Below are 20,127 nucleotides of genomic sequence, written 5' to 3'. Positions count from 1 at the left end.
TAGCAGACACGCATACTTGCGTTGTATAAAGGCATTAATGGTCATGACCGGCCTCCGATTTTTCCAGATCTGCTTTAATAAGGTAACTATTGGTAGCCACCACACGCTCACCTATTTCAATGCCGCTTATGACTTCAATAAAGCGACCATCCGTCACACCGAGCTGCACGGGGCGTGGTTTATATTCATTATCATGGTTAACAAACACCACTTGCTTGTCTTCATACTCTTGAATGGCAGTCACAGGCACCATATGAGTCACGGTCTTCGTTGCAGTTGTTACCTGCGCTTTTACCAAGGTGCCTAATGGCCAATAGCCACTGCTATTGTCAACCGTAACATTGGCTAACAAATGCGGACTACCATCAGCCGATGGCGTCAGGTAGGCAATTTCAGATAGCTGCTCAAAGTTTGCATGCCTTAATTCAACAGCTTGTCCAACCTTAATTTTGCCGAGGTGCTGCGAGAACACGGTTAACTGTGCCCACACATCCTTGTAGTTGGCTAAGGAAAATAGTACTTGTCCGTTTGATAACTCACCATTGTTGGCATGCCGAGCTATTACGTTGCCATCAAATGGAGATGTAATTGAGTAGCTTTTTAAACTCTCATTTGATTCTACGACCGCTAAAACATCCCCTTTTTTAACTGTGTCGCCAATATTAACTTTGACGTCTTTGATCACACCGTCAAAACGCGCTCTAATATGGCTCAATGAGGCCGGATCTGCACTTATTCGGCCATAAAGTGTGGTCGAAAGCGCAATGTCGCCAGCGATGACATTTGTGGTGGTAATGCCATTTTGCATAGCAGTCTCGTCGCTCATCGTAACGACTTCACCTGCGTGTTTATCGTCCTCATGAGAATCACCATCTGCGTGTTTGTCTCCCGCGATTAACTGTCCTTGTATCATCATTAGCGTGACGCTTAAAACGAGTACTTTTAATATTGTGAATGTTTTTAATTGAGTAAATTTATTCATGATCGCTACTTCTTATCGAAATGTTTGATGGCTGCTGCATACTGACGTTGTGCGCTAGCTTCTTTGAAGGGTTGTTGTTTGCAATATCAGTTTTTGCAGTGCGACTTTGTGCAGTCTTAAGTGCAAGACCGGTAAGCGTTTCAATTTCTGTTTTGCTTAGGTGCACTTGAGACGCCGCCTCGATTAATGTCAGGCGCGTATTTAAGAACTCTTGTCGAGTAGATACCCACTCCAAATAGCTAAACCGGCCATCTAAATAGGCGCTTTCGACTAAATCCAAGGCTTCTGTAAGAGGCGGTATGACAGTTTGTTGGATAGCGTCAACCTCTAATAATGCGCGTGTGTGCTCACCTAAAGCTTGATTAACTGAATGTAAAAGACTGCGCACGTTACTCTGTTTTTGCACCTCTATTTCATCAAGGCGAGCTTTTTGCGCCTCGTATTCACCTAAGTTTCGTTTTTGTTGAAACAATGGCACGCTGATCCCGGCTATTAAAGCAGTTTCATCAATACCTTGTAGTCGCCGAATACCCGCTGACCACTCAATATCAGCTCGATTGTTGGCTTGCACTAATCTAAGCTGCGCTGCTTGAACACGGCTTTGTTTTGCGAACAACTCTATATGCGGACTGCTTTGGATAGCGGCAGAAAGCATCTCGAATGACCCAATGTCTTGAAACGCAAAAAGCTTACCTTCCACACGCTTAAAAGTGGGCGTTTGTTCGCCCCACATGATGGCAAGACTGCGCAATGCAAATTGAAGACCTTCTTGAGCTAATTTAACATCGAGTTTTGCTTGGGCTAGCGCTGCTTGGGCGCGTTTTTGCTCTAGCAATGGAGACGCGCCTGCATCAACGCGCTTAGAAACTGCGTTATAGGTATAGAGTGCAAGTGCCTCTGCGTCGTTTTGCACGTCTAAGGTGGCCTGTAATACGAGTGCTTCGATGTAACGACGATTCAGCTCGCCAAGGACATCCAATGTGCGTATTTTCTTTTCCACCTCTTGTTGTATTTTACGCTCAGAGAGTACGTCTAATCTTGCGCTAGGCTTGTCATTGAGCTGTAGGACAGATGACAAGGTCAAACTGACTTCAAGCTCCTTAATGCCCGACACCTCGCCGGTTCCCATAAAGTTCTCTAGTTCAATCCCTGCGTTCAGTGCGGGTTTAAGCGCGGCGGTTTTTGATTCACCGTCAATTACTCGCTGTCTAAATTCAAACTCATACAAACTTGGATTGTTGGCAAGTGTAAGTCTGATTGTATCTTCAAGGCTTAGCGTTTCTCGCACGGGCGCTTGAACACCTTCATCTATATAGCGATTAGTTTGCACCGCTTGTGCGGTAATTGGACTCAATGTTAAGCCCAGCATGCAAGCAAACGCAATGGCGCGTGCAGGCACAAAAATATGAAACATTTTCATTAGAATATCCTAATAATTTATCAATATTTTGCGTCGCGAGAGTCTTCAACGCGACACTATCAAAAGCGATATTAGGATGGTGTTTTGGGTGGGCGTAATAATCGATTGACGGGTGCGTCGATAATCGCATCCAAATAATTAAAGTGGTGGATAGACACCACGGATTGTAGATTGTTGATGTTGTGCTGACTTAACCACTGTGCATGCGTACCGTGGCAGTGGCCACAATGATGGCAATCGGCAGGATTATGGTGATCTGCTTTTGCTGACTCATCAAGCGCTTTAGTGGAAATATCGTTTGAAGCTTGATTGTGTTCTGAATGCTGGTGTTCATGTTGCAGATGTTGTGTATCTATTGCATGAAAATCTAATGAATTGGCCACAGCAGAAAACGACTGAAAGAGTATCAGCGAGATCATGATGTAACTTATACGTTTTAAATTTTTCATAAGTGCCAGTCTACCAAGCCTATTTCACTTCGTCACGACATTGTTCATCAGCAAATTCTAACTCTACTGTAGTATGTTCAAAATCATATTTTGCTAATGAACTTTGTATGCTCTCTTTCAATGACTGAATGTGTTCAACACTGACTTCCCCCTTTAAGACAAGGTGGACGGTCATAACATTGCGCTCTCCGTCTAAAGACCAAATGTGAAAGTGATGGAGGTTGCTTACCTTATCTTTTGCAAGCAAGTCGTTTCGGATTGTTGACATTTGCTCTTCATCTGGCGTTGCCTGTAAAAATAGCATCAGGGTTTCTTTTAGGTTACGAAACACATTGAAGAGAATGAACAAAGTGAAGCCAATGGATAAGATGGGATCTAAAATCGCCCAAGGCTTAAACATTAAGACGATGGATACGATAAATACTGCCACCCAACCGAGAACATCTTCTAGCAAATGCCAATTAAGCACTCGTTCGTTTAACGACGTTCCTTCGCTTAGTTTATAAGCGGCGAAACCGTTTACTGCCATACCAAAAATAGATAAAGCTAACATTCCCTCTACTTGGGGCATTTCAGGCGCAGCCAAACGTGGGATCGCTTCAAACAATATCCAAATAGAGCCTACCGTGAGCACTAAACCGTTAATCAACGCGCCCAATAAAGAAAAGCGCTTATACCCATATGAGAAGGTTTTATTAGCTGATTTATCGCTAAGCTTATTCAGTCCCCACGCTGTGCCAATCGACAAACTATCGCCCAAATCATGCACCGCGTCAGCCATAATAGCGGTGCTGTTGGTTAGCCAACCACCGATAAACTCGATGATAGTGAATACCACATTTAAAAAGAACGCCCAGCCAATGCGCCTTGATGCAGCGTCTGAATTTCCACCTGAGTGCGTATGGCTATGTGAGTGGTTATGACTGTGCATGTCTAATCTTATCCAAGATTGCTTTATTTGCTTGTGAAATAGGCATGGGTTTGAACGGGCTTACATTTGCCCCGCCCGTATTGCCCTCTGGTAACAAACCAATAGCCGTTTTGGTAACGGCACCAATCAGCCTGAAAATTTGCCCAAAGACTTCTTTAATGTCCTTGCGCTTTAATCCAAATTTGAACATTTCATAGTGTACTAGGGTATGATGAAAAGTAGAGTGTTGACCAATTACATGCGCATCCTCAAGGGCTTTAAATCCTGTTTCTTCATCTTGATTTGTAAATGCATGTTGAGCATCTCTTAATTTTTCTTCTACATAAGGTTTTGCTGCTTGTGTAAAATTCATAACACTTCTCCATTGGATGCGCTGTTATTACGAAGTTCTTGCTTAGCATCTTTTAAGATTAAGACTGCACCTCGCAAAACGATGATTGAAACAATAAAGCCAATCACTAAATCGGGCCAGCGAGTGTCAAATAGATAAACCGTCACGCCCGCTACAATTACGCCCATGTTGGCAATAACGTCATTCGCCGAGAAAATCCAACTCGCTCGCATATGTACTTCGCCGCTCTTCTGTTTTCTAATGATGGCTAAACATATAACGTTAGCGATTAGGGCAACAAAACCCATCCCCATCATAAACAATGACTCAGGGTCACTTCCTATTATCGAACGACGAGCAATATCAAATAAAATAATGAGGCCTAGAATCAATTGAAAATATCCGCTAATTTTTGCGGCATTTGCTTTGTGAGTGATGGTTTTACCCACGGCATAAATACCAATGCCATACACAACCGCATCCGCAAGCATATCCAATGCATCTGCAATAAGCGCCGTTGAGTCAGCCAATAACCCTACACTCATTTCAACGACAAACATCACGGCATTAATGCCTAATAACCAATACAACACCCTTTTTTGTTCTTGGTCTTTGATTTCAATATCGCACCCACAGCCGCTCATAAAAACACTCGCTTTACTGACTTATGACACAAGTGTAAACTCTATACTTGGTATAGAGTCAAGCGCATCAGGTAAAGTAAAATGAAAATAGGACAGTTAGCAGATAAAACAGGCCTAAGTATTCAAACTATTCGCTTTTATGAACGAAAGGCGTTGATAGCAGCACCAGAGCGCACGCAATCGAATTATCGAAGTTATTCGGACGAAGCACTAAAGCAGTTGCTGTTTATTAAGCAATGCCGTGCGCTAGATATGACGATTGAAGAAATTAGTCTAGTTCTTGAAACGCGCGCGAACCCGGACAATAGTTGCGAGAGTGTCAATGCGACAATTGATAATCATATTGAAGATATCGAAAGCCGCATCATTGAGTTGAATGCATTACAAAAGACACTCCTTTCATTTCGTTCAGCTTGTGAGGATGATAAAAAAGTAAAAGACTGCGGGGTCTTACAGCAATTGGATAATATCGTTACTTCTCGAACGTCAACCAATTAAATAATAAATAGACTTGAGTTTTTTACTGAATGTATAAGCGACAGAGCCTGCTGCCGCTTATTTTGTCTGTCTATTTATGCACGCCGCCACAAATAATAAACAGCAGGCAGCACAATAAGCGAAAGTAATAAGGCGCTTACCATTCCCCCCACCATTGGCGCAGCAATACGGCTCATCACTTCTGATCCCGTACCCGTGCCGTACATGACTGGCAGCAAACCAAATATAATGGAAGTAGACGTCATCATCACAGGCCTTATTCGCATTTGTGAGCCTTCAATCACCGCATTTTTTAAATCATCTTGGTTATAATCGTCGCCTAACTCTTTCACTTTATTGTCTAAATATGCAAGCATAATTATTCCAATTTCCACTGCCACGCCTGCAAGGGCGATAAAGCCAACACCCACGGCGACTGAAAAGTTAAAGTTTTCTAAGTACAGCAACCAAATACCTCCAATTAAAGCAAAGGGAAGCGTCCCAATAATCATGGCCACCTGTGGAAAGCTGCGAAAGTTGGCATATAACAATATGATGATAATCGCGAGTGTAAGTGGCACAACATAGGTCAATTTCGCTTTCGCTCGTTGCATGTATTCATATTGACCACTCCATGTGATCGAGTAGCCTGCTGGCAATGACACTTGTTCACGCACCACGTCAATTGCCTTATTGACGTAGTTGCCAATATCAACATCTTCGATATCGACATAAACCCAGCCATTGGGTCTCGCATTTTCACTTTTTATACCTGGCGGCCCATCAATAATATTAATATTTGCAACTTCACCGAGTTCGATATGTGCACCAGATGGGGTGACAAAAGGCAATTTTCTTAACTGTTCCGGTGAGTCGCGATAAGACTGTGGAAACCGCACTTGGACGGGGTAACGCTCTAAACCTTCGACGCTGGTCGTTAAGTTCATGCCACCTACAGCGCTGGCTATAAATGATTGCACGTCAGCAATGTTTAAGCCAAATCGAGCAGCCTTAAGGCGGTTAATATCAATATTGATATACCTGCCGCCAGCCACACGCTCTGCGTAGACAGATGCGGTGCCTTCTACCTCCGACAATACCTGTTCAATGTCTTGCCCTATTTGTTGAATCACTGCCAAATCAGGTCCGCCAATTTTGATCCCCACAGGCGTTTTAATACCGGTTGCCAGCATATCAATGCGGGTTTTAATGGGCATCACCCATGCATTGGTGAGTCCTGGGAAATCCACTAAGTTGTCTAGCTCATCTATTAGGTCTTTAGTATCGAAGCCTGCTCGCCACCGTGATTGAGGTTTTAGTTGGATAAAGGTCTCTATCATCGTTAAAGGCGCTGGGTCGGTTGCGGTATCTGCTCTTCCAACCTTGCCAAAAACGGTTTCCACCTCAGGCAGTGTTTTAATCAATTTATTAGTTTGCTGCAAAATATCGCGCGCCTCACCAATTGAGACCCCAGCATAAGTCGTTGGCATATACATAAAATCGCCCTCATCCAATGGCGGAATGAACTCACTTCCAATCTTGTTTAGCGGCCATAAACCCACCATCAAAACAGCAATCGACAGTAAAATGGTTGTTTTAGGAAAAGCTAAAACCGTCTTAAGTACAGGTCGGTACACACTCATCAATGCGCGATTTATTGGGTTTTTGCGTTCAGGTAAAATATTCCCTCTCACAAAGTATCCCATTAACACAGGCACTAAGGTAATAGCCAAAACCGCAGCTGCGGCCATCGCGTAAGTCTTGGTATAGGCGAGGGGCGAAAACATACGACCTTCTTGCGCTTCTAAGGTAAAAACAGGCACGAAACTTACTGTGATGATGAGTAAACTGAAAAATAGCGCAGGTCCGACTTCAGATGCAGATTTGGCAACTATCTCCCAACGATTTTCGTTAGTTAGAGGCGTTTTCTCGATGTGTTTGTGCATGTTTTCAACCAAGACAATCGCGCCGTCTATCATTGCCCCTATGGCAATAGCAATACCGCCTAAAGACATAATATTCGCGTTGATACCCTGAATATGCATGATGATAAACGCACATAGAATACCAATAGGCAGACTAATAATAGCAACAAGCGACGAGCGAACATGAAACAAAAATATCACGCATATCAATGCCACAACAGCAAACTCTGCAAGCAGCTTTTTGCTTAAGTTATTCACCGACCGCTCAATTAAGGCAGAGCGATCATACACGGTAGTGACTTCAACACCGTCAGGTAAACTGGCTTTAAGCGTGTCTAATTTGGCTTTTACGCCATTTATGGTTGCTTGAGCATTTTCACCAAAGCGCATGACTACGATGCCACCGACCGTTTCACCTTGCCCATTGAAATCAGCCAATCCGCGCCGCATTTGCGGCCCAATTTCAACTTGGGCAATATCTTTGATTAACAAAGGGGTGCCTGTTTTAGTTGCTCCCATTCCAACGGGAATATTTTCTATATCTTGTTGACTGGAAATATAGCCTGTTGTTCTTATCATATATTCAGCTTCGGCCATGTCGACAACAGACGCGCCAGTTTCTTGATTTCCTCGTTGAATGGCCATTTGAACGTGTGTTAAGGGAATGTTGTAGGCCTGAAGTTTCCGTGGGTCGACCATGATTTGATATTGTTTGACCATCCCGCCAATACTGGCCACTTCGGACACGCCCTGAACCGTTTGCAGCTCGTACTTTAAAAACCAGTCTTGTAAGCTTCTAAGCTCGCTTATATCGTATTGTCCTGTTGGGTCTGTTAATGCATACATATATACCCAGCCAACACCAGTTGCATCGGGACCCAGTTGTGGTTTGGCCGATTCTGGTAGATTAGGAATAACTTGTGATAAGTATTCCAGTACGCGACTACGAGCCCAGTACAAATCGGTGCTATCATCAAAAATAATATACACATAAGAATCGCCGAAAAAAGAGAACCCTCGTACCGTTTTAGCACCCGGCACAGATAACATCGCCGTTGTTAATGGATAGGTCACTTGGTCTTCAACAACTTGTGGGGCTTGCCCTGGATACGATGTTTTTACAATCACCTGCACATCCGATAAGTCGGGTATAGCGTCTATAGGCGTATTCTTGATGGAATATAAACCTGCACCCACTAATATTAGCGTAGCGAGTAAAACGAAAAAGCGATTATGGATGGACCAATGTATAATGGCTGAAATCATTGAGAGTCACCTTGATCATTAGCTTCGCCCATGCCGGTCATCTTCTTCATGTCGTCCATGAAATGAACAGTTCTCACTTCATACATTCCCGTATCAGACTTTATTATTTCGACATGTACTTCCTGCCCTATTGTAAAATCAGCCATATCAATCGTCTTGCTCACCATAAAGTTCATGGTCATACCCATCATGTTAAATTCTTCAAGCGGCCCGTGTGTCAGGTTGACCATGCCTTGGTCCATCGTCACTTCGTTGACCGTGGCATGTGTCCATGAACTTATGTCGCTGTCTTTTTCCTGCTGAGCAGTATCATCATTATTTGGAGCTTCAAATCGCATGAAGTCAGAACTAATGCTGCTTTCTGAATCTAATAAAAACTGTGCTGACGTCACGACTTCATCCCCGTCATGAACGCCGTTTAACACTTCAAAGACATCATCAAAAGCGCGCCCCAATGTGACATTAACTGATTTATATTTTCCATCGCCTAAAGCGAGCACGATGCGGTCAGAATCACCTGTTCGAATTACAGCCTGCTTCGGAACAGTAACTAGACTGGCGAGATTATTACCATCATTTGAAAAGGCGTCTATTGCAACATTAACGTACATACCTGGTTTTAATGATAAATCAGCGTTATCTAGCGTAAACCTTGCTTTGACGGTGCGCGTATTCGTGTCAATATCGGGATAGATGTAGTCAACCGTGGCGCTAATGCGCTGTTGAGGTAAATACTCATTATTTATAAGCGCTGTTTGGCCTACCGCTACATGACTTGCATCACTTGCCAGCACATCAGCCAATACCCATAAGTTTTTAAGACTAGCGATAGCCAGCATAGTCGTGCTCGGCTTCACATAAAAACCCTCTTGAATGTTCAATTGACTAACATAGCCACTTTGCGGCGCATAGTAGGTGATCGTACGCATGATTTTTCGCGTTTTGCGGATAGCATCAATAAGACTTTGTGGCGCATTTAATGATATTAGTCTTGATTGCGCAGCGTCAATAAGCGCCTTGTTATCTTGCCCCAACGCAATTACCAACTCTTCTTGCGCATTAACGAGTTCGGGAGCATACAATGAATATAGAGCCTCACCTTGCTCAATAAAGTCGCCTACGCTGCGCACACTTAAGGTTTCTACCCAACCCTCAACACGAGGATGGATATGCACGATATTATCTTGGGCAAGCACAAGTTCTCCATAGGTATCGATAGTCAATTGCGGCCGCGCCTTTGCTACTACTTCCGTCTTTACCCCTAGGTTTTGCACCGTCACAGGATCAATCTGCACCGTGCCCTTTGAAACTTGTGTATCTTCATTTGCATAAACAGGCACTAAGTCCATCCCCATTGGTGATTTGCCTGGCTTGTCGCGTTTGAAATTAGGATCCATCGGGGCAACCCAGTAAAGCGGATCATTGCCGCCTACTTCTGTATTTTCATCCATTGAATGGTTACTATGATTATTTGATGTAACTGTGTAAAAAGCGCTCAGGCCTATTATTAAGCCAATAGATATACCCGCAACGAGTGTTTTAAGGATCGATTTAGTCATGGGTATTGTCCTTTTTTTCAGTCTGTAGCAATGCCTTGGCAGACGAATATGTGTTTGAACGGATGGGAGAAAAGTAATCAATATTTGACAGCGCTTTACGCTTTGACACGTCGATGTTCAACAGCAATATTTGCGCATCAAGCTCGGCTATTTTTGCTCTCACCACCTCTGCAAAATCTCCAATATCATTTTTATAAGCATTGAGTGCAGCCGCTGATTGATGTTTCATCTGCGGCACAATGGTGTCTCGATAGATGGCAAAACGTTCAGATAGCCCAGTGTATTGCTGATACGCACTGCTTAAACCAGACATCAATTCACGCATAATTAGCAATTTCTCGGTGCGTATAGCCTCAGTCATTAATTTTGCACCGGCTAGATTGGCGTCTTGTCTCTTTTTTGAGAATAGTGGTACGCTAACGCTCGCGCCAATGGATATGAAGTCTGCTCTACTTTGCCCATTAGGAGCATCGTCTCTAAACGCATAGCTTGCATTCACAACGTATTGAGGCTTATAAGCTTGCTCGGCTAATTCAATATCAACATTTGATGCTCGAACACGCTGCTCGGTAGCATCGATGAGGGGATGGGTTTCAATAAATTCGTACAAGCCTTGTTCGTCATACTTATCTAATATCATCAGCTTTTCGATGGTACTTGCATCTACCTTATCTAGGTGTGGTGGCATTTTTGATTGATAGATATAAGTGCTGTATTTGACATTGTTACTCGTCGACAATAAAAATTGCGATAGCGTAGATAATGCCACACGCTTTTTCGTATCCAACGAAATCAGTCGGTCATTTAACCTCACTAACTCAAGTTCAGCTCTGATAATATCTTGTTGATTAGCCTTACCCGCTGATGACGCATAACTTGCACTGACAATATCGCCTAACTTATCGAATAAAGGACGAGCCTCATTGACTAGTTGATAGCTAGCCGATGCTTCAAATGCGTCTAACCATAAGTGAGTCGTCTGCTGTGTTAGGTTTAACCGACGCTCTTCTCGAAGGTAGGGCTGCTCATTAGCGATTAATGTAAACTTTTTCTCTTGAAGCGATAGTGAATCACCGCGAGGAAACATTTGCGATGCCCCCACTTTTACTTGCGTCATTGGCTCTTGGTTAATGGCAAAGCCATTGGCCGGAAAATTTAATAGGCCCAAACTAAAAGTAGGATCAGGCATTGCGTCTGCACCTTCACTGAGCACATTGAGCCTCGACTGCGTTAATTCACTCTTTATTAGCCACTCATCATTGCTAAGTGCTATTTCAATCGTATCTTGAAGCGTTAACGTTTGCTGTGATTGAGTTGAGGATGATTGATTTGAGGGTGATTGCGCTAACAGACAGGATGACTGTACAAAGACTAAACCAGCGATAAAGGCTTTAGCTGTTTTGAATGCCTGTGCATTGCAAGGTTTAAAAGTAAGGTGCTGAGACCAGCTCTGCATGTTTTTTTGAAATAATGTCAACATAAAACTTTCTCGTAGAATAAATGAGTGTAACAACGATAGTGAACATGTAGGCGCACTTTACAAAAGGCGCAAACCTATTCGACACGTTAAATAAGCCGTCGTTTTTAACGACGTTACGAGATGTAGTTAATTGGGGGGCGCTTAGGTTGGTGTAAAAACGGACCTAATGGGGTAGTCATAAAAAGGATGGATGGCTGCAATTGACTGTTCATTTCTACAGTCAAGCTACTGTTGCTTACAAACGCACTCGCTGAAATAAGCGAGCTACACTGGCACTCTCCTTCACAACACGACATAGTAACAGTCATGTCACAACAGTCCATTTGGCTTGGCAGGATCTCTTGTGATGGCGAATGATGCTTGCTCGACATGGTTTGTGCCATATCAGTCATCATTCCATGTGAGCTTTGATAAGTACTAGACGACATTTCCATACCACAGTCTTGCATGGGCGGCGCAAAAGCAAATGCATTACCAAGCTGTGATGCCAGCAAGGCAACGATTATTATTAAGCTTTTCACTACACAGCGTCTTTTCATTTTTTTAGTATAAACCAAATTTTACCGTTGGGTAAGTTCGTTTGGGTAATAGGCGCAGCGCGTCAGTAAATATGTTCATCGCAATCGGATGCATCCTACATTATCATCCATATCGCCGCACCAACCATCACAGCATTTTCAGAAAATGAAACAAAGCCTAATGGCACATTTGATCCGCCTCCTACACACGCACACTTTAAGTCGCGTTTATCGAGATACACGGCTTTAAACACTGAAATACCGCCCACGCCACCAATAAGCAGCATTAGCGGAACCGAGATGTATGGAAACAAACCGCTAACCATTAAAAGCCCAGCGGTGACTTCTGCAAACGGATACACAAAGGCGTACGGCACATAACGGCGTGCTAATATGTCATACCCTAAAAAGCCATTCACGAACCCGTCGATATTTTGCAACTTGAGTAAACCAAGCATAATCATCGACAGACCGATAAAGAGCATGATGGTGTCTGTAGCTCGAAAAGAAGAGGATGATTGAAACGATAAACCGGCCGCCAATAATGCGGCAATGGAAAATAAAGCAGCTACGGGGAAATATGAGGTATCGTCTTCTTTTTTGGATTTACCAAAGAAACGCTCCAAATCTTCAAAGCCGCCTATTCTTGTTTCATCAATAATGACTTGCGGTGTTGTTTCAACATCAAGCTTGTCTTTAATTTTTTCTATCTCTTCACGACTATTTAGAACCCTATCGTCAACATGATAGTTTTGCCGCTTAAGTAAATCCTTAGCTCTCAAACCAAAGGGACAAGTATGCTCTGCGGTTTCCATTCTATACAATGTCGCTGTCTTACTCATAAATAACCTTTGTCTTAATTTACGATAACACGCATGATAAACTACGTAGCTAGGTACGGAGTCAAGAGGTATAACAAAATGAAAATTAGTGAACTTGCCAACAAGGCGAATGTGAGCGTCGAAACAATACGTTATTACCAACGCGAGCAACTGTTAGACATACCCTCGAATCAAACTGGTATTCGTCAATATGCCCTATCGCACTTAGAAAAAATGCAATTTATAAAAAATGCAAAGTTAGCAGGTTTTTCTATTGCTGAAATCAAGCAACTTATACAGTTCGATTCTGTGAAAGACAGAACAACGATCTTGGCGCTTTCGGAGCACAAGAAGAAAGATTTACAAATAAAAATACAAGAATTGAAAAGCGCAATGACATTTTTGCAATCGTTGGTCAAGCAATGCAAATCGAGTGAACAACCCGAATGCCCAATTTTAGAAGGCTTGAAGGGAGACTGCTAAGAAGTCAATGTTTATCTTCTACTGTAAAAAACTCTTCAATGTTCTCGCATAAGGTCAAGCGAAGTATTGCCGCATTGTTATTTAACGTTTAATCGCGAAATGATAACTGTATATTTTTACAACATCTAGTGAGCTAGCATTAACGTAAGCGACTTAAGTTCAAAGGAGCAACGGTAAGGGCAACATATTAATTTAATGCTAATTACATGCAATTGAACTTTTATAAGATGATTAAATCAGTATGACATGATTTGGATGATACAATCTAAACGATTGGTGGCATGCAAAGTGAAAATAAAACAAATAGACTCGTGACTAGAGATAACATGCTAAATCCGAGTAGCGGTTATCCCTTTATGAAGGGTAACTCGCAATCACCGCAAATAACATTTAGCGACGCTTTGCCATAAATTTTAGTGCTGCACCCAGGGCATGTATACTTTGACCGTGTTTGGCGTTTTGCTACTTCTGGAATTAAAAAAGAATCCGGTATTGACGTAAGGCCCTCGCGCTGAGTTGCAAATGATGCGAACTGCGCTTCATCCCGAAGTGAAATGACGTTTGCGTTTATAAGATCACTTGTATGAGCGCAGTGTTCTACTAGCGAATTTGGTTTAAATACTGGATTTTCAACAATTATCGGCTCGTGAAGTTTAGGTAAGGCTAAGCGGTCAACCCAGCATAAATTGAATGTTTTATCATCTAAAAGCTCGTTAGCCGCTTGCATAAACGCGCCCTGCTTCATAATAAAGTCGCTCATATTGCGACCGACAATCGCCCCACCCGGCTCCCCAGTATCTGAGGGCATCAAACCTATATCCATCATCTTCTGCGCCCACTCTTTATTATGGTAATGACCCTCGCTCGGTAGACCAAAATGAAATTGCCATGCATGCACCATCTCATGAACCAAGGTCTGAAAAACCTCTATTATTCTCGACGAAGCAAAATAGGAAGGATTAATACTTAACTCACTGCAGAGCTCACCTTGCGCATTCCCCCACCGTTTTGCCGCGAAGAACCCCATCACGTTCTTCTTACGCTGGACTGTAAAAATGACAGGCGGCAATTCATTATTAAATAATGCGCGATTAAAGTGGTCAAATGCCTTTATCAGAGGCGCATAGAGTTCGTTAGTGGGCGACATTTTACCTGATGAACATCCGTGAATTAATGACATATTAGTCCCTGTACACTACACGAAAATGACTAGCTTAGTAAGACGATACAGTTATATATATTGCGTTTTTAATTACCATTTCTTTAAATTACAACAGTGTACACTGCACGTTTTTAGGGATAACGTAATTAACAAGTTGATTTTAATAACTAAAAGGAATGATAAAATGGCGAAAATGAAAGTACTTTCTTCAGCGAGAAAGCGAGCGTTTGATAGCGTACCAAAACTAACGAAAGAAGCAACTATTGGCTATTTCACTTTAGATGTCGAAACTAAAAAGATTTTGAACAAAATGCAATCTGACGTTGCCAAGGTCGGTTACTTAGTGTCTAAGACCTACTTTCAAGCAAAAGGACGTTTTTTTGAAACAAGTCGTTATATTGACGCCGATATAAAAAGAGCAACAAAGGCACTATCACTTAAAAGCACTATTGATTTATCGACGTATTCGCCAGAAGTTGCCTCTCGGCAAAAGAAACAAATACTTGCGCAATACAACTGGCAAGCGATGACATCTAACACGACTGCACTGTTAGCAGCACATGCAGACAGCTTAGTATCTATACGCATGAACAAAGAAGATATGTTGTTTGCACTTGTCTCGTATTGTTGGATGCGCCGCGTCGAGATCCCCTCATATAATCAGTTTGTTGACATTATCTCGACTGCTTTTCATTCTTATGAGACACGGATGCTTGATTTGGTTGAAAAGTCATTATCACTCAAAAAGAAAAAGTCGCTGTTGCAGTTTTTTTCTGCGCAATCGCATCTATATAGCATCAGAGAGCTAAAAAGAATCGAGCAAGGCCTTGGCCAGAGGATCCTCAATCAAAATGCGGCAATACTACAGGTGTTTGGCGATCACTTTTTTGAACTATCACCTGTTTACAAAAAAATGGGGCTCACAGACGAAGCGATTAAACATTTTTCAGATGCGATCTACTTAGGGAACAACGATGAAATCCGGCGATTGAAAAATGACAACAAACAGTCGCTTTACTATTTGTCTTTTATTTATGATCAGTTTTATAAGCGCCATGACTTTGCTGCAGATGCTATTTTAAAAGTAGTTAAACAATTTACAAACAAAGCAAAAGGTAATGAGCGGACCAAACGCGACGAGCAACGAGTCAGTACACTTGAGGCTAATAAAACGGTACTAAATAGTGCAAAAGATGCCAAGAGAGTGTTAGAGCTAGTATATTCCATCACCCAAGATGCGGATTTGTCTTTTGAAGAACGAAACGAGCGTGCACACCAACTAATAAGCGCTTTTTTCAATGCCGAAAACCCTGATTTTGAAAAGCATATTGAACGTGTTGGGGACAGTATTACTAAACTAGCTACCCATGCTGATTATTATCGCTCGCTGTTTGAAAACAGCATCAAACTCCAGCGCACACTAGGTCCGCTTATTAAGTCTATGAGCTTTGACACGCAAAGCAAGGACCAAGGACTGTTAGATGCCATAATCTTCTACTTATCCCAGCCAAAAAGTATTGATGAAGACTCACCTACTGCGTTCTTAAGTAAAATCGAATTGGCTCACCTGAATGAAGAAGACGATATCAATCCAATAAACAAATATCGGGCGTTCCTATTCATGAGTGTGGCGAAGGGACTAAAGAACAAGTCATTAACGTTAACTTATTCCTATCGTTACAGACAAACGCCAAGTTATATGATTGGTATCGAAGAGTGGAGTCATCATCGAAAAAGGCTGTTGGCAGCAGCATCGCTTGAAAAGTTTGCAGACGGAAAAGCGGTACTTGCCGACATTGGTCAGAGCGTAACGAGAAAATTTGAGGACGTCATTAAGCGGATTAACAACAATGAAAACTCACATTTTTCGACAAAAGAAGATGGTACCTGGCGGATTAAATATCCCGACCCCGAATTTTCGATCGCGAAATACATACCCACGCTATTGGGAGCTTCTCGCTCAGTTACGCTTCAAGATGTCATGTTCGAAATAAACCGGCAGACTGATTTTTCAAGTTGTTTTCGCAATCGTCTTCCACGTGCTGGTAAATCTGAAGTAGACGTGCGCTTACTGTTCGCCACAATATTAAGTTTAGGGACAAACTTGGGTCATACAGAGCTTGCTAGGGCAAGTAAGCTTTTTTCAGAAAAAGCGTTAAAAGATACAGAAAATTCGTGGATATCTACTCAAAACTTCCAACGAGCAAATGACCTTTTAGTCAAAACAATCCAATCTCTCTCCTTACCCACCATATATAATGAAAATGATGGCAGACTACATTCAAGTAGCGATGGTAAGAAAGTCGTGGTTAACGTGAACTCTTTGCTTGCAAATTATTCATACAAATATTACGGCAAAGAACAAGGGATAAGCGTTAATAGCTTTCTTGACGAAAAACAGTCATTTTTTCATGTCAATGTTTTAACGTCATCAGATCGCGAGGCCCCTTATGTCCTTGAAGGGTTAGTATCATCAAAACATGCATTGATGCAAGACGATATAGAGGAGCACTTTCATAGCACCGACACGCATGGTTATACTGAAGCTGTGTTTGCGGGTTTGCATTTCATGGACGTGTCTTTTGCACCACGCATTAAAAATGTTCATCATCAAACTCTCTATGCTTATGAGTCTAAAACAACCAGCAAATACTCTGATTCGCCATTAGCGCCGAAGACGCAAATTAATAAGAAACTCATATTGGATAATTGGGACGATATATTAAGGCTCATGGCATCTATGAAGTTAAAACGCTGCAGTGCTTCACAAATGTTAAAAATGTTATCCAGTAGTGAGCGAGACAACACACTATATAAAGCCTTTAAAGAATTCGGGCGCTTGCTTAAGACCCACTTCATTTTAAACTATGTAGACGATGAAGCGCTCAGGCAAAATATTCAGAAGCAACTTAACAGAGTCGAGTTAGGTCAAAAACTTGCTGACAAAGTACTGTTTGGAAGAAACGGTAAGTTACAAGTCGGTCTGCAGGACGAGATTCAATTGGTCATGGCCAGTAATACCTTGTTACGCAATATGATTATTCTATGGAACTACTTATTTTTGTCTGACTATTGTTTGTCTCTTGATTCACATGATGAACGTATGAATGTCATTGAATCAATATCGACTGGCTCTGTTATCGCTTGGGCGCACATTAACTTTATGGGTATTTATGAATTCAACCCAGTTGTGCGAAGCCAATTTGGATCTACATTAAGGCAGATGAGAGACGTATCAATTTAATTTTTTGTATTATTAAGCCATTTTAATCAATGGCTTATATTATAATATCGTAAATCAGTGACCTAAACGGTAGTTCAGCCTTTCTATTATAAGGTCTGAAAAACGCTGAGCACTGCCCTTACGTTTGCTGAAAACGAGAAAATGCCCTTTTACTAAATATGATTGTTCAGTTTGTGTTGTTAGATTTTGTTTTTAACCAGTTGTTAAACGATGCTTTTAGTTCAGAACTGCTGTAAGTCGCATTTTCAATCATGTAACCTTTGAAGTTTTTCAAGTAGAAGAAAGTGACACTGATAACATTTAAATAGTCTGCCTACTAAGTACATAAAGGAAGCTTGCTCATTTACCGTTGGCAGAGCAATATCTATCAGCAGTCTTTTAAATAGTTAGACTTCATTTCATTGCAGGCCGGCCCTGCTCTAAAAAACTGCTGGAATACTTCAATTCATGTAAACGAAACCTAGAGAAGTTCACCCGCTGCTTGTATCATCTGGCGTTTGTTATGGCCTGCATCAGGTACGATCTTCAAGTCCCAATTGAAGAGATGACCGCTTTCTATTGCTAACTTTTCACTTATTCTAAAAAATTGCTTACCACGCTCTAATCTATTTTTACCTTGTCGCATAGCGAGATCGGACTCATCTAGAAATCCGCTCGTGCTAGACGTATCATTTTCACCAAGAAGAATGACTAACTCTGCCCTAAAAGCATTTGACAAAGAAGGATGCTCTCTCGGTAAGGTATACGGGTAGTCACCGAATGCATCTGGAAATGTATAGACACCCGCATTTGCGGCTATAGCTTTGTTAACGCGACTATTCTGAAACATCAGTATCATTCGATGGACAAATTGACTGCCTGCCGAATGTCCAAAAATATCAAACCGATTAATCTCGAAAGCATTTTGCTCGTTAATGTGATCAATTATGTTTTCGATTACTTGAAATGCCCATTCTTCTTTCGGATTTTTCCTTCCAAAAAAATCATATATGTTGCCATCTTGGTAATCGTTCGTGGTAATTCTATAAAATTTGCTATGAAACTCTGGCGCAATGACGAGTATGTTTTTCTTTTGTGCAATCTCTTTCCATTCATCAAGATATACTTTGGCGTTTCTAGACATTCCGTGCATAACAACAAGAACTTTGTCGCCACTTGCCCAACGCTCAGGCTTATATGACCAAACGCGTATTGTTTTTCTGCCAGAGTGCTTGTAAGCATTCATAACGAAATAGCTAGAACCATCTTGTATTGACTGGATTTCGATAAGGTCGGGGCCTTTTGGTAAAAAATATTTATATGAGGAGCATCCAGCACATAAAACGATCGCTAAAATGCAAACAAATGTGCGTAATACTGATAAGTTAAGTGTCATTTCTAATTTCTCCTTCTTAAGTGATTGCCTTGGAGATAATCTATGACTGAAGCATGTTTGTTAAGTGATTTGTGACGAATTGAAGGGTTTTGTGACGAGTTGACTAGCACTTCCTTCTAGTCAAATTTAATTAAAAGCATTTCTTTGATATGGCTGTAATATGCTCGAGAAAGTGGTACCAACAGGTCAGAATGCAAAAGCTCTAGTCGTTTAGACTGATTAATAGACAGTATGTTTGTTGTCATTTTCAAATTTACAAGGTAAGAGCGATGACATCGTACTACAGACTCAATTGGTTTGAGTTGTTTTTCCAACGATGCAATTGTGCAGCGAATCATTACATTTTTACGTTTCCCTTCATGCTCTACGATGATATTGACATAGTTTCCTTGTGCACGTGCAAATAGAAAATGTTCTGTTGATAAATCCACAGATTCATTTGGTGAACTGCCTTCTAAAGTAATCATTGAAGGTATAGTTTTGCTTATCCCAAGGTCTACAACTGCAAGATCAGGATGATCGTTTTGGGGCCCAACTTTTTTTTGTTGTGTCAACGCAAATAAGCCCCTAATTATTATCACGGTGCGCGTAATAACGATTAATATCGGCGCTAACAAAACGCCATAAAAAAGAAAGAGAAACATATTTTCAAGGGTGAATGGCACTTCTGCAAAGATAGTTCGAGTAATAAACATAGCTATTGATACGAGTAATATCACGCAAGTAGAAACCGAATATTCTTCGAACAAAGAATTTGTTTGCTGCCCTTCTCTATTTCTTTTGCGACGAGCTAGGTTCAGATACTTTTTAAATAAAAATAACAGGCCAGAATGGATGACATAAATATACAGCGCACTTAAAAAAGCCACAATAAGTAAGTCACCAATACTAGAACGATGCAGTTGAAATGGCTGAAATACAATGAGAAACAGCATGACAAAGGCGCTGTTACCCATTATCACCACTTGCGTTGTTAATGAAGGCAAATCGAGAATAGACGTGTTTTTTAATATATTTTTAGTAGTTTGAATAAAGCTACCGTGCATGAATTTTTAACGCT

The 20,127-nt window shown here is 41.6% G+C and carries 17 protein-coding genes; 3 read left to right on the top strand and 14 right to left on the bottom strand.

What is annotated here, in order from left to right; genetic code table 11:
- Nucleotides 1–34: 34 nt before the first annotated feature.
- The 6 genes from ACOI22_RS02685 to ACOI22_RS02660 all read right to left on the bottom strand — a co-directional run bounded on the left by ACOI22_RS02685 (nt 35) and on the right by ACOI22_RS02660 (nt 4,757).
- The gene (locus ACOI22_RS02685) at nt 35–982 is read right to left on the bottom strand and encodes an efflux RND transporter periplasmic adaptor subunit (protein ID WP_420669940.1); all 948 of its coding nucleotides are present in this window, start codon (nt 980–982) and stop codon (nt 35–37) included.
- Nucleotides 975–2,402 carry a TolC family protein gene (locus ACOI22_RS02680; protein ID WP_420669938.1) on the bottom strand — a complete coding sequence of 476 codons (1,428 nt, stop codon included), beginning with the start codon at nt 2,400–2,402 and terminating at the stop codon, nt 975–977. Before ACOI22_RS02680 ends, ACOI22_RS02685 begins: the two co-directional genes overlap by 8 nt.
- A gap of 71 nt (nt 2,403–2,473) precedes the next feature.
- Nucleotides 2,474–2,851, bottom strand: a complete 378-nt coding sequence (locus ACOI22_RS02675) for a hypothetical protein (protein ID WP_420669936.1) — start codon at nt 2,849–2,851, stop codon at nt 2,474–2,476.
- A 19-nt stretch (nt 2,852–2,870) separates the two neighbouring features.
- A complete protein-coding gene (locus ACOI22_RS02670; RefSeq protein ID WP_420669934.1) occupies nt 2,871–3,782 on the bottom strand; it encodes a cation diffusion facilitator family transporter in 912 nt (303 codons plus the stop codon).
- Nucleotides 3,769–4,134 carry a DUF3703 domain-containing protein gene (locus ACOI22_RS02665; RefSeq protein ID WP_420669932.1) on the bottom strand — a complete coding sequence of 122 codons (366 nt, stop codon included), beginning with the start codon at nt 4,132–4,134 and terminating at the stop codon, nt 3,769–3,771. The genes ACOI22_RS02670 and ACOI22_RS02665 overlap by 14 nt, the downstream gene beginning before the upstream one ends.
- Nucleotides 4,131–4,757 carry a cation transporter gene (locus tag ACOI22_RS02660; protein ID WP_420669930.1) on the bottom strand — a complete coding sequence of 209 codons (627 nt, stop codon included), beginning with the start codon at nt 4,755–4,757 and terminating at the stop codon, nt 4,131–4,133. Before ACOI22_RS02660 ends, ACOI22_RS02665 begins: the two co-directional genes overlap by 4 nt.
- A gap of 81 nt (nt 4,758–4,838) precedes the next feature.
- Between ACOI22_RS02660 and cadR the strand changes: the two genes are divergently transcribed.
- Nucleotides 4,839–5,255 (top strand): Cd(II)/Pb(II)-responsive transcriptional regulator, encoded by a 417-nt coding sequence (cadR, locus tag ACOI22_RS02655; RefSeq protein WP_420669928.1) that lies wholly within the window; start codon nt 4,839–4,841, stop codon nt 5,253–5,255.
- A 74-nt stretch (nt 5,256–5,329) separates the two neighbouring features.
- Here cadR and ACOI22_RS02650 read toward each other — a convergent pair whose 3' ends face one another.
- From ACOI22_RS02650 to ACOI22_RS02630, 5 genes are all read right to left on the bottom strand, one after another.
- Nucleotides 5,330–8,425, bottom strand: coding sequence for an efflux RND transporter permease subunit (locus ACOI22_RS02650; protein ID WP_420669926.1), 3,096 nt, complete (start codon nt 8,423–8,425; stop codon nt 5,330–5,332).
- Entirely contained in the window at nt 8,422–9,984 is a 1,563-nt protein-coding gene (locus ACOI22_RS02645; protein WP_420669924.1) for an efflux RND transporter periplasmic adaptor subunit, read from the bottom strand. The genes ACOI22_RS02650 and ACOI22_RS02645 overlap by 4 nt, the downstream gene beginning before the upstream one ends.
- The gene (locus ACOI22_RS02640; protein WP_420669922.1) at nt 9,977–11,464 is read right to left on the bottom strand and encodes a TolC family protein; all 1,488 of its coding nucleotides are present in this window, start codon (nt 11,462–11,464) and stop codon (nt 9,977–9,979) included. The genes ACOI22_RS02645 and ACOI22_RS02640 overlap by 8 nt, the downstream gene beginning before the upstream one ends.
- A 113-nt stretch (nt 11,465–11,577) precedes the next feature.
- A complete protein-coding gene (locus tag ACOI22_RS02635; protein ID WP_420669920.1) occupies nt 11,578–11,985 on the bottom strand; it encodes a hypothetical protein in 408 nt (135 codons plus the stop codon).
- A 113-nt stretch (nt 11,986–12,098) separates the two neighbouring features.
- Complete coding sequence (locus ACOI22_RS02630) at nt 12,099–12,824, bottom strand: MauE/DoxX family redox-associated membrane protein (protein WP_420669918.1); 726 nt, start codon at nt 12,822–12,824, stop codon at nt 12,099–12,101.
- Between the two features lie 78 nt (nt 12,825–12,902).
- Here ACOI22_RS02630 and ACOI22_RS02625 point away from each other — a divergent pair, with 78 nt between their 5' ends.
- Nucleotides 12,903–13,286 carry a MerR family transcriptional regulator gene (locus ACOI22_RS02625; RefSeq protein ID WP_420669916.1) on the top strand — a complete coding sequence of 128 codons (384 nt, stop codon included), beginning with the start codon at nt 12,903–12,905 and terminating at the stop codon, nt 13,284–13,286.
- Between the two features lie 346 nt (nt 13,287–13,632).
- On the opposite strand, the gene ACOI22_RS02620 is transcribed toward ACOI22_RS02625, so the two are convergent.
- Entirely contained in the window at nt 13,633–14,466 is an 834-nt protein-coding gene (locus ACOI22_RS02620) for a SprT-like domain-containing protein (RefSeq protein ID WP_420669914.1), read from the bottom strand.
- A gap of 166 nt (nt 14,467–14,632) precedes the next feature.
- Here ACOI22_RS02620 and ACOI22_RS02615 point away from each other — a divergent pair, with 166 nt between their 5' ends.
- Entirely contained in the window at nt 14,633–17,692 is a 3,060-nt protein-coding gene (locus tag ACOI22_RS02615) for a Tn3 family transposase (protein WP_420669912.1), read from the top strand.
- A gap of 460 nt (nt 17,693–18,152) precedes the next feature.
- On the opposite strand, the gene ACOI22_RS02610 is transcribed toward ACOI22_RS02615, so the two are convergent.
- Nucleotides 18,153–19,067, bottom strand: coding sequence for a hypothetical protein (locus ACOI22_RS02610; protein ID WP_420669910.1), 915 nt, complete (start codon nt 19,065–19,067; stop codon nt 18,153–18,155).
- 116 nt (nt 19,068–19,183) lie between these two features.
- A complete protein-coding gene (locus tag ACOI22_RS02605; protein ID WP_420669908.1) occupies nt 19,184–20,113 on the bottom strand; it encodes a LytTR family DNA-binding domain-containing protein in 930 nt (309 codons plus the stop codon).
- Nucleotides 20,114–20,127: the final 14 nt, after the last annotated feature.

The organism is Glaciecola sp. 2405UD65-10 (genome assembly GCF_048820975.1).
Classification (GTDB): Bacteria; Pseudomonadota; Gammaproteobacteria; order Enterobacterales; family Alteromonadaceae; genus Glaciecola.
Note: the sequence above shows the minus strand (reverse complement) of the source record. Positions and strands in the feature narration are given on the sequence as shown.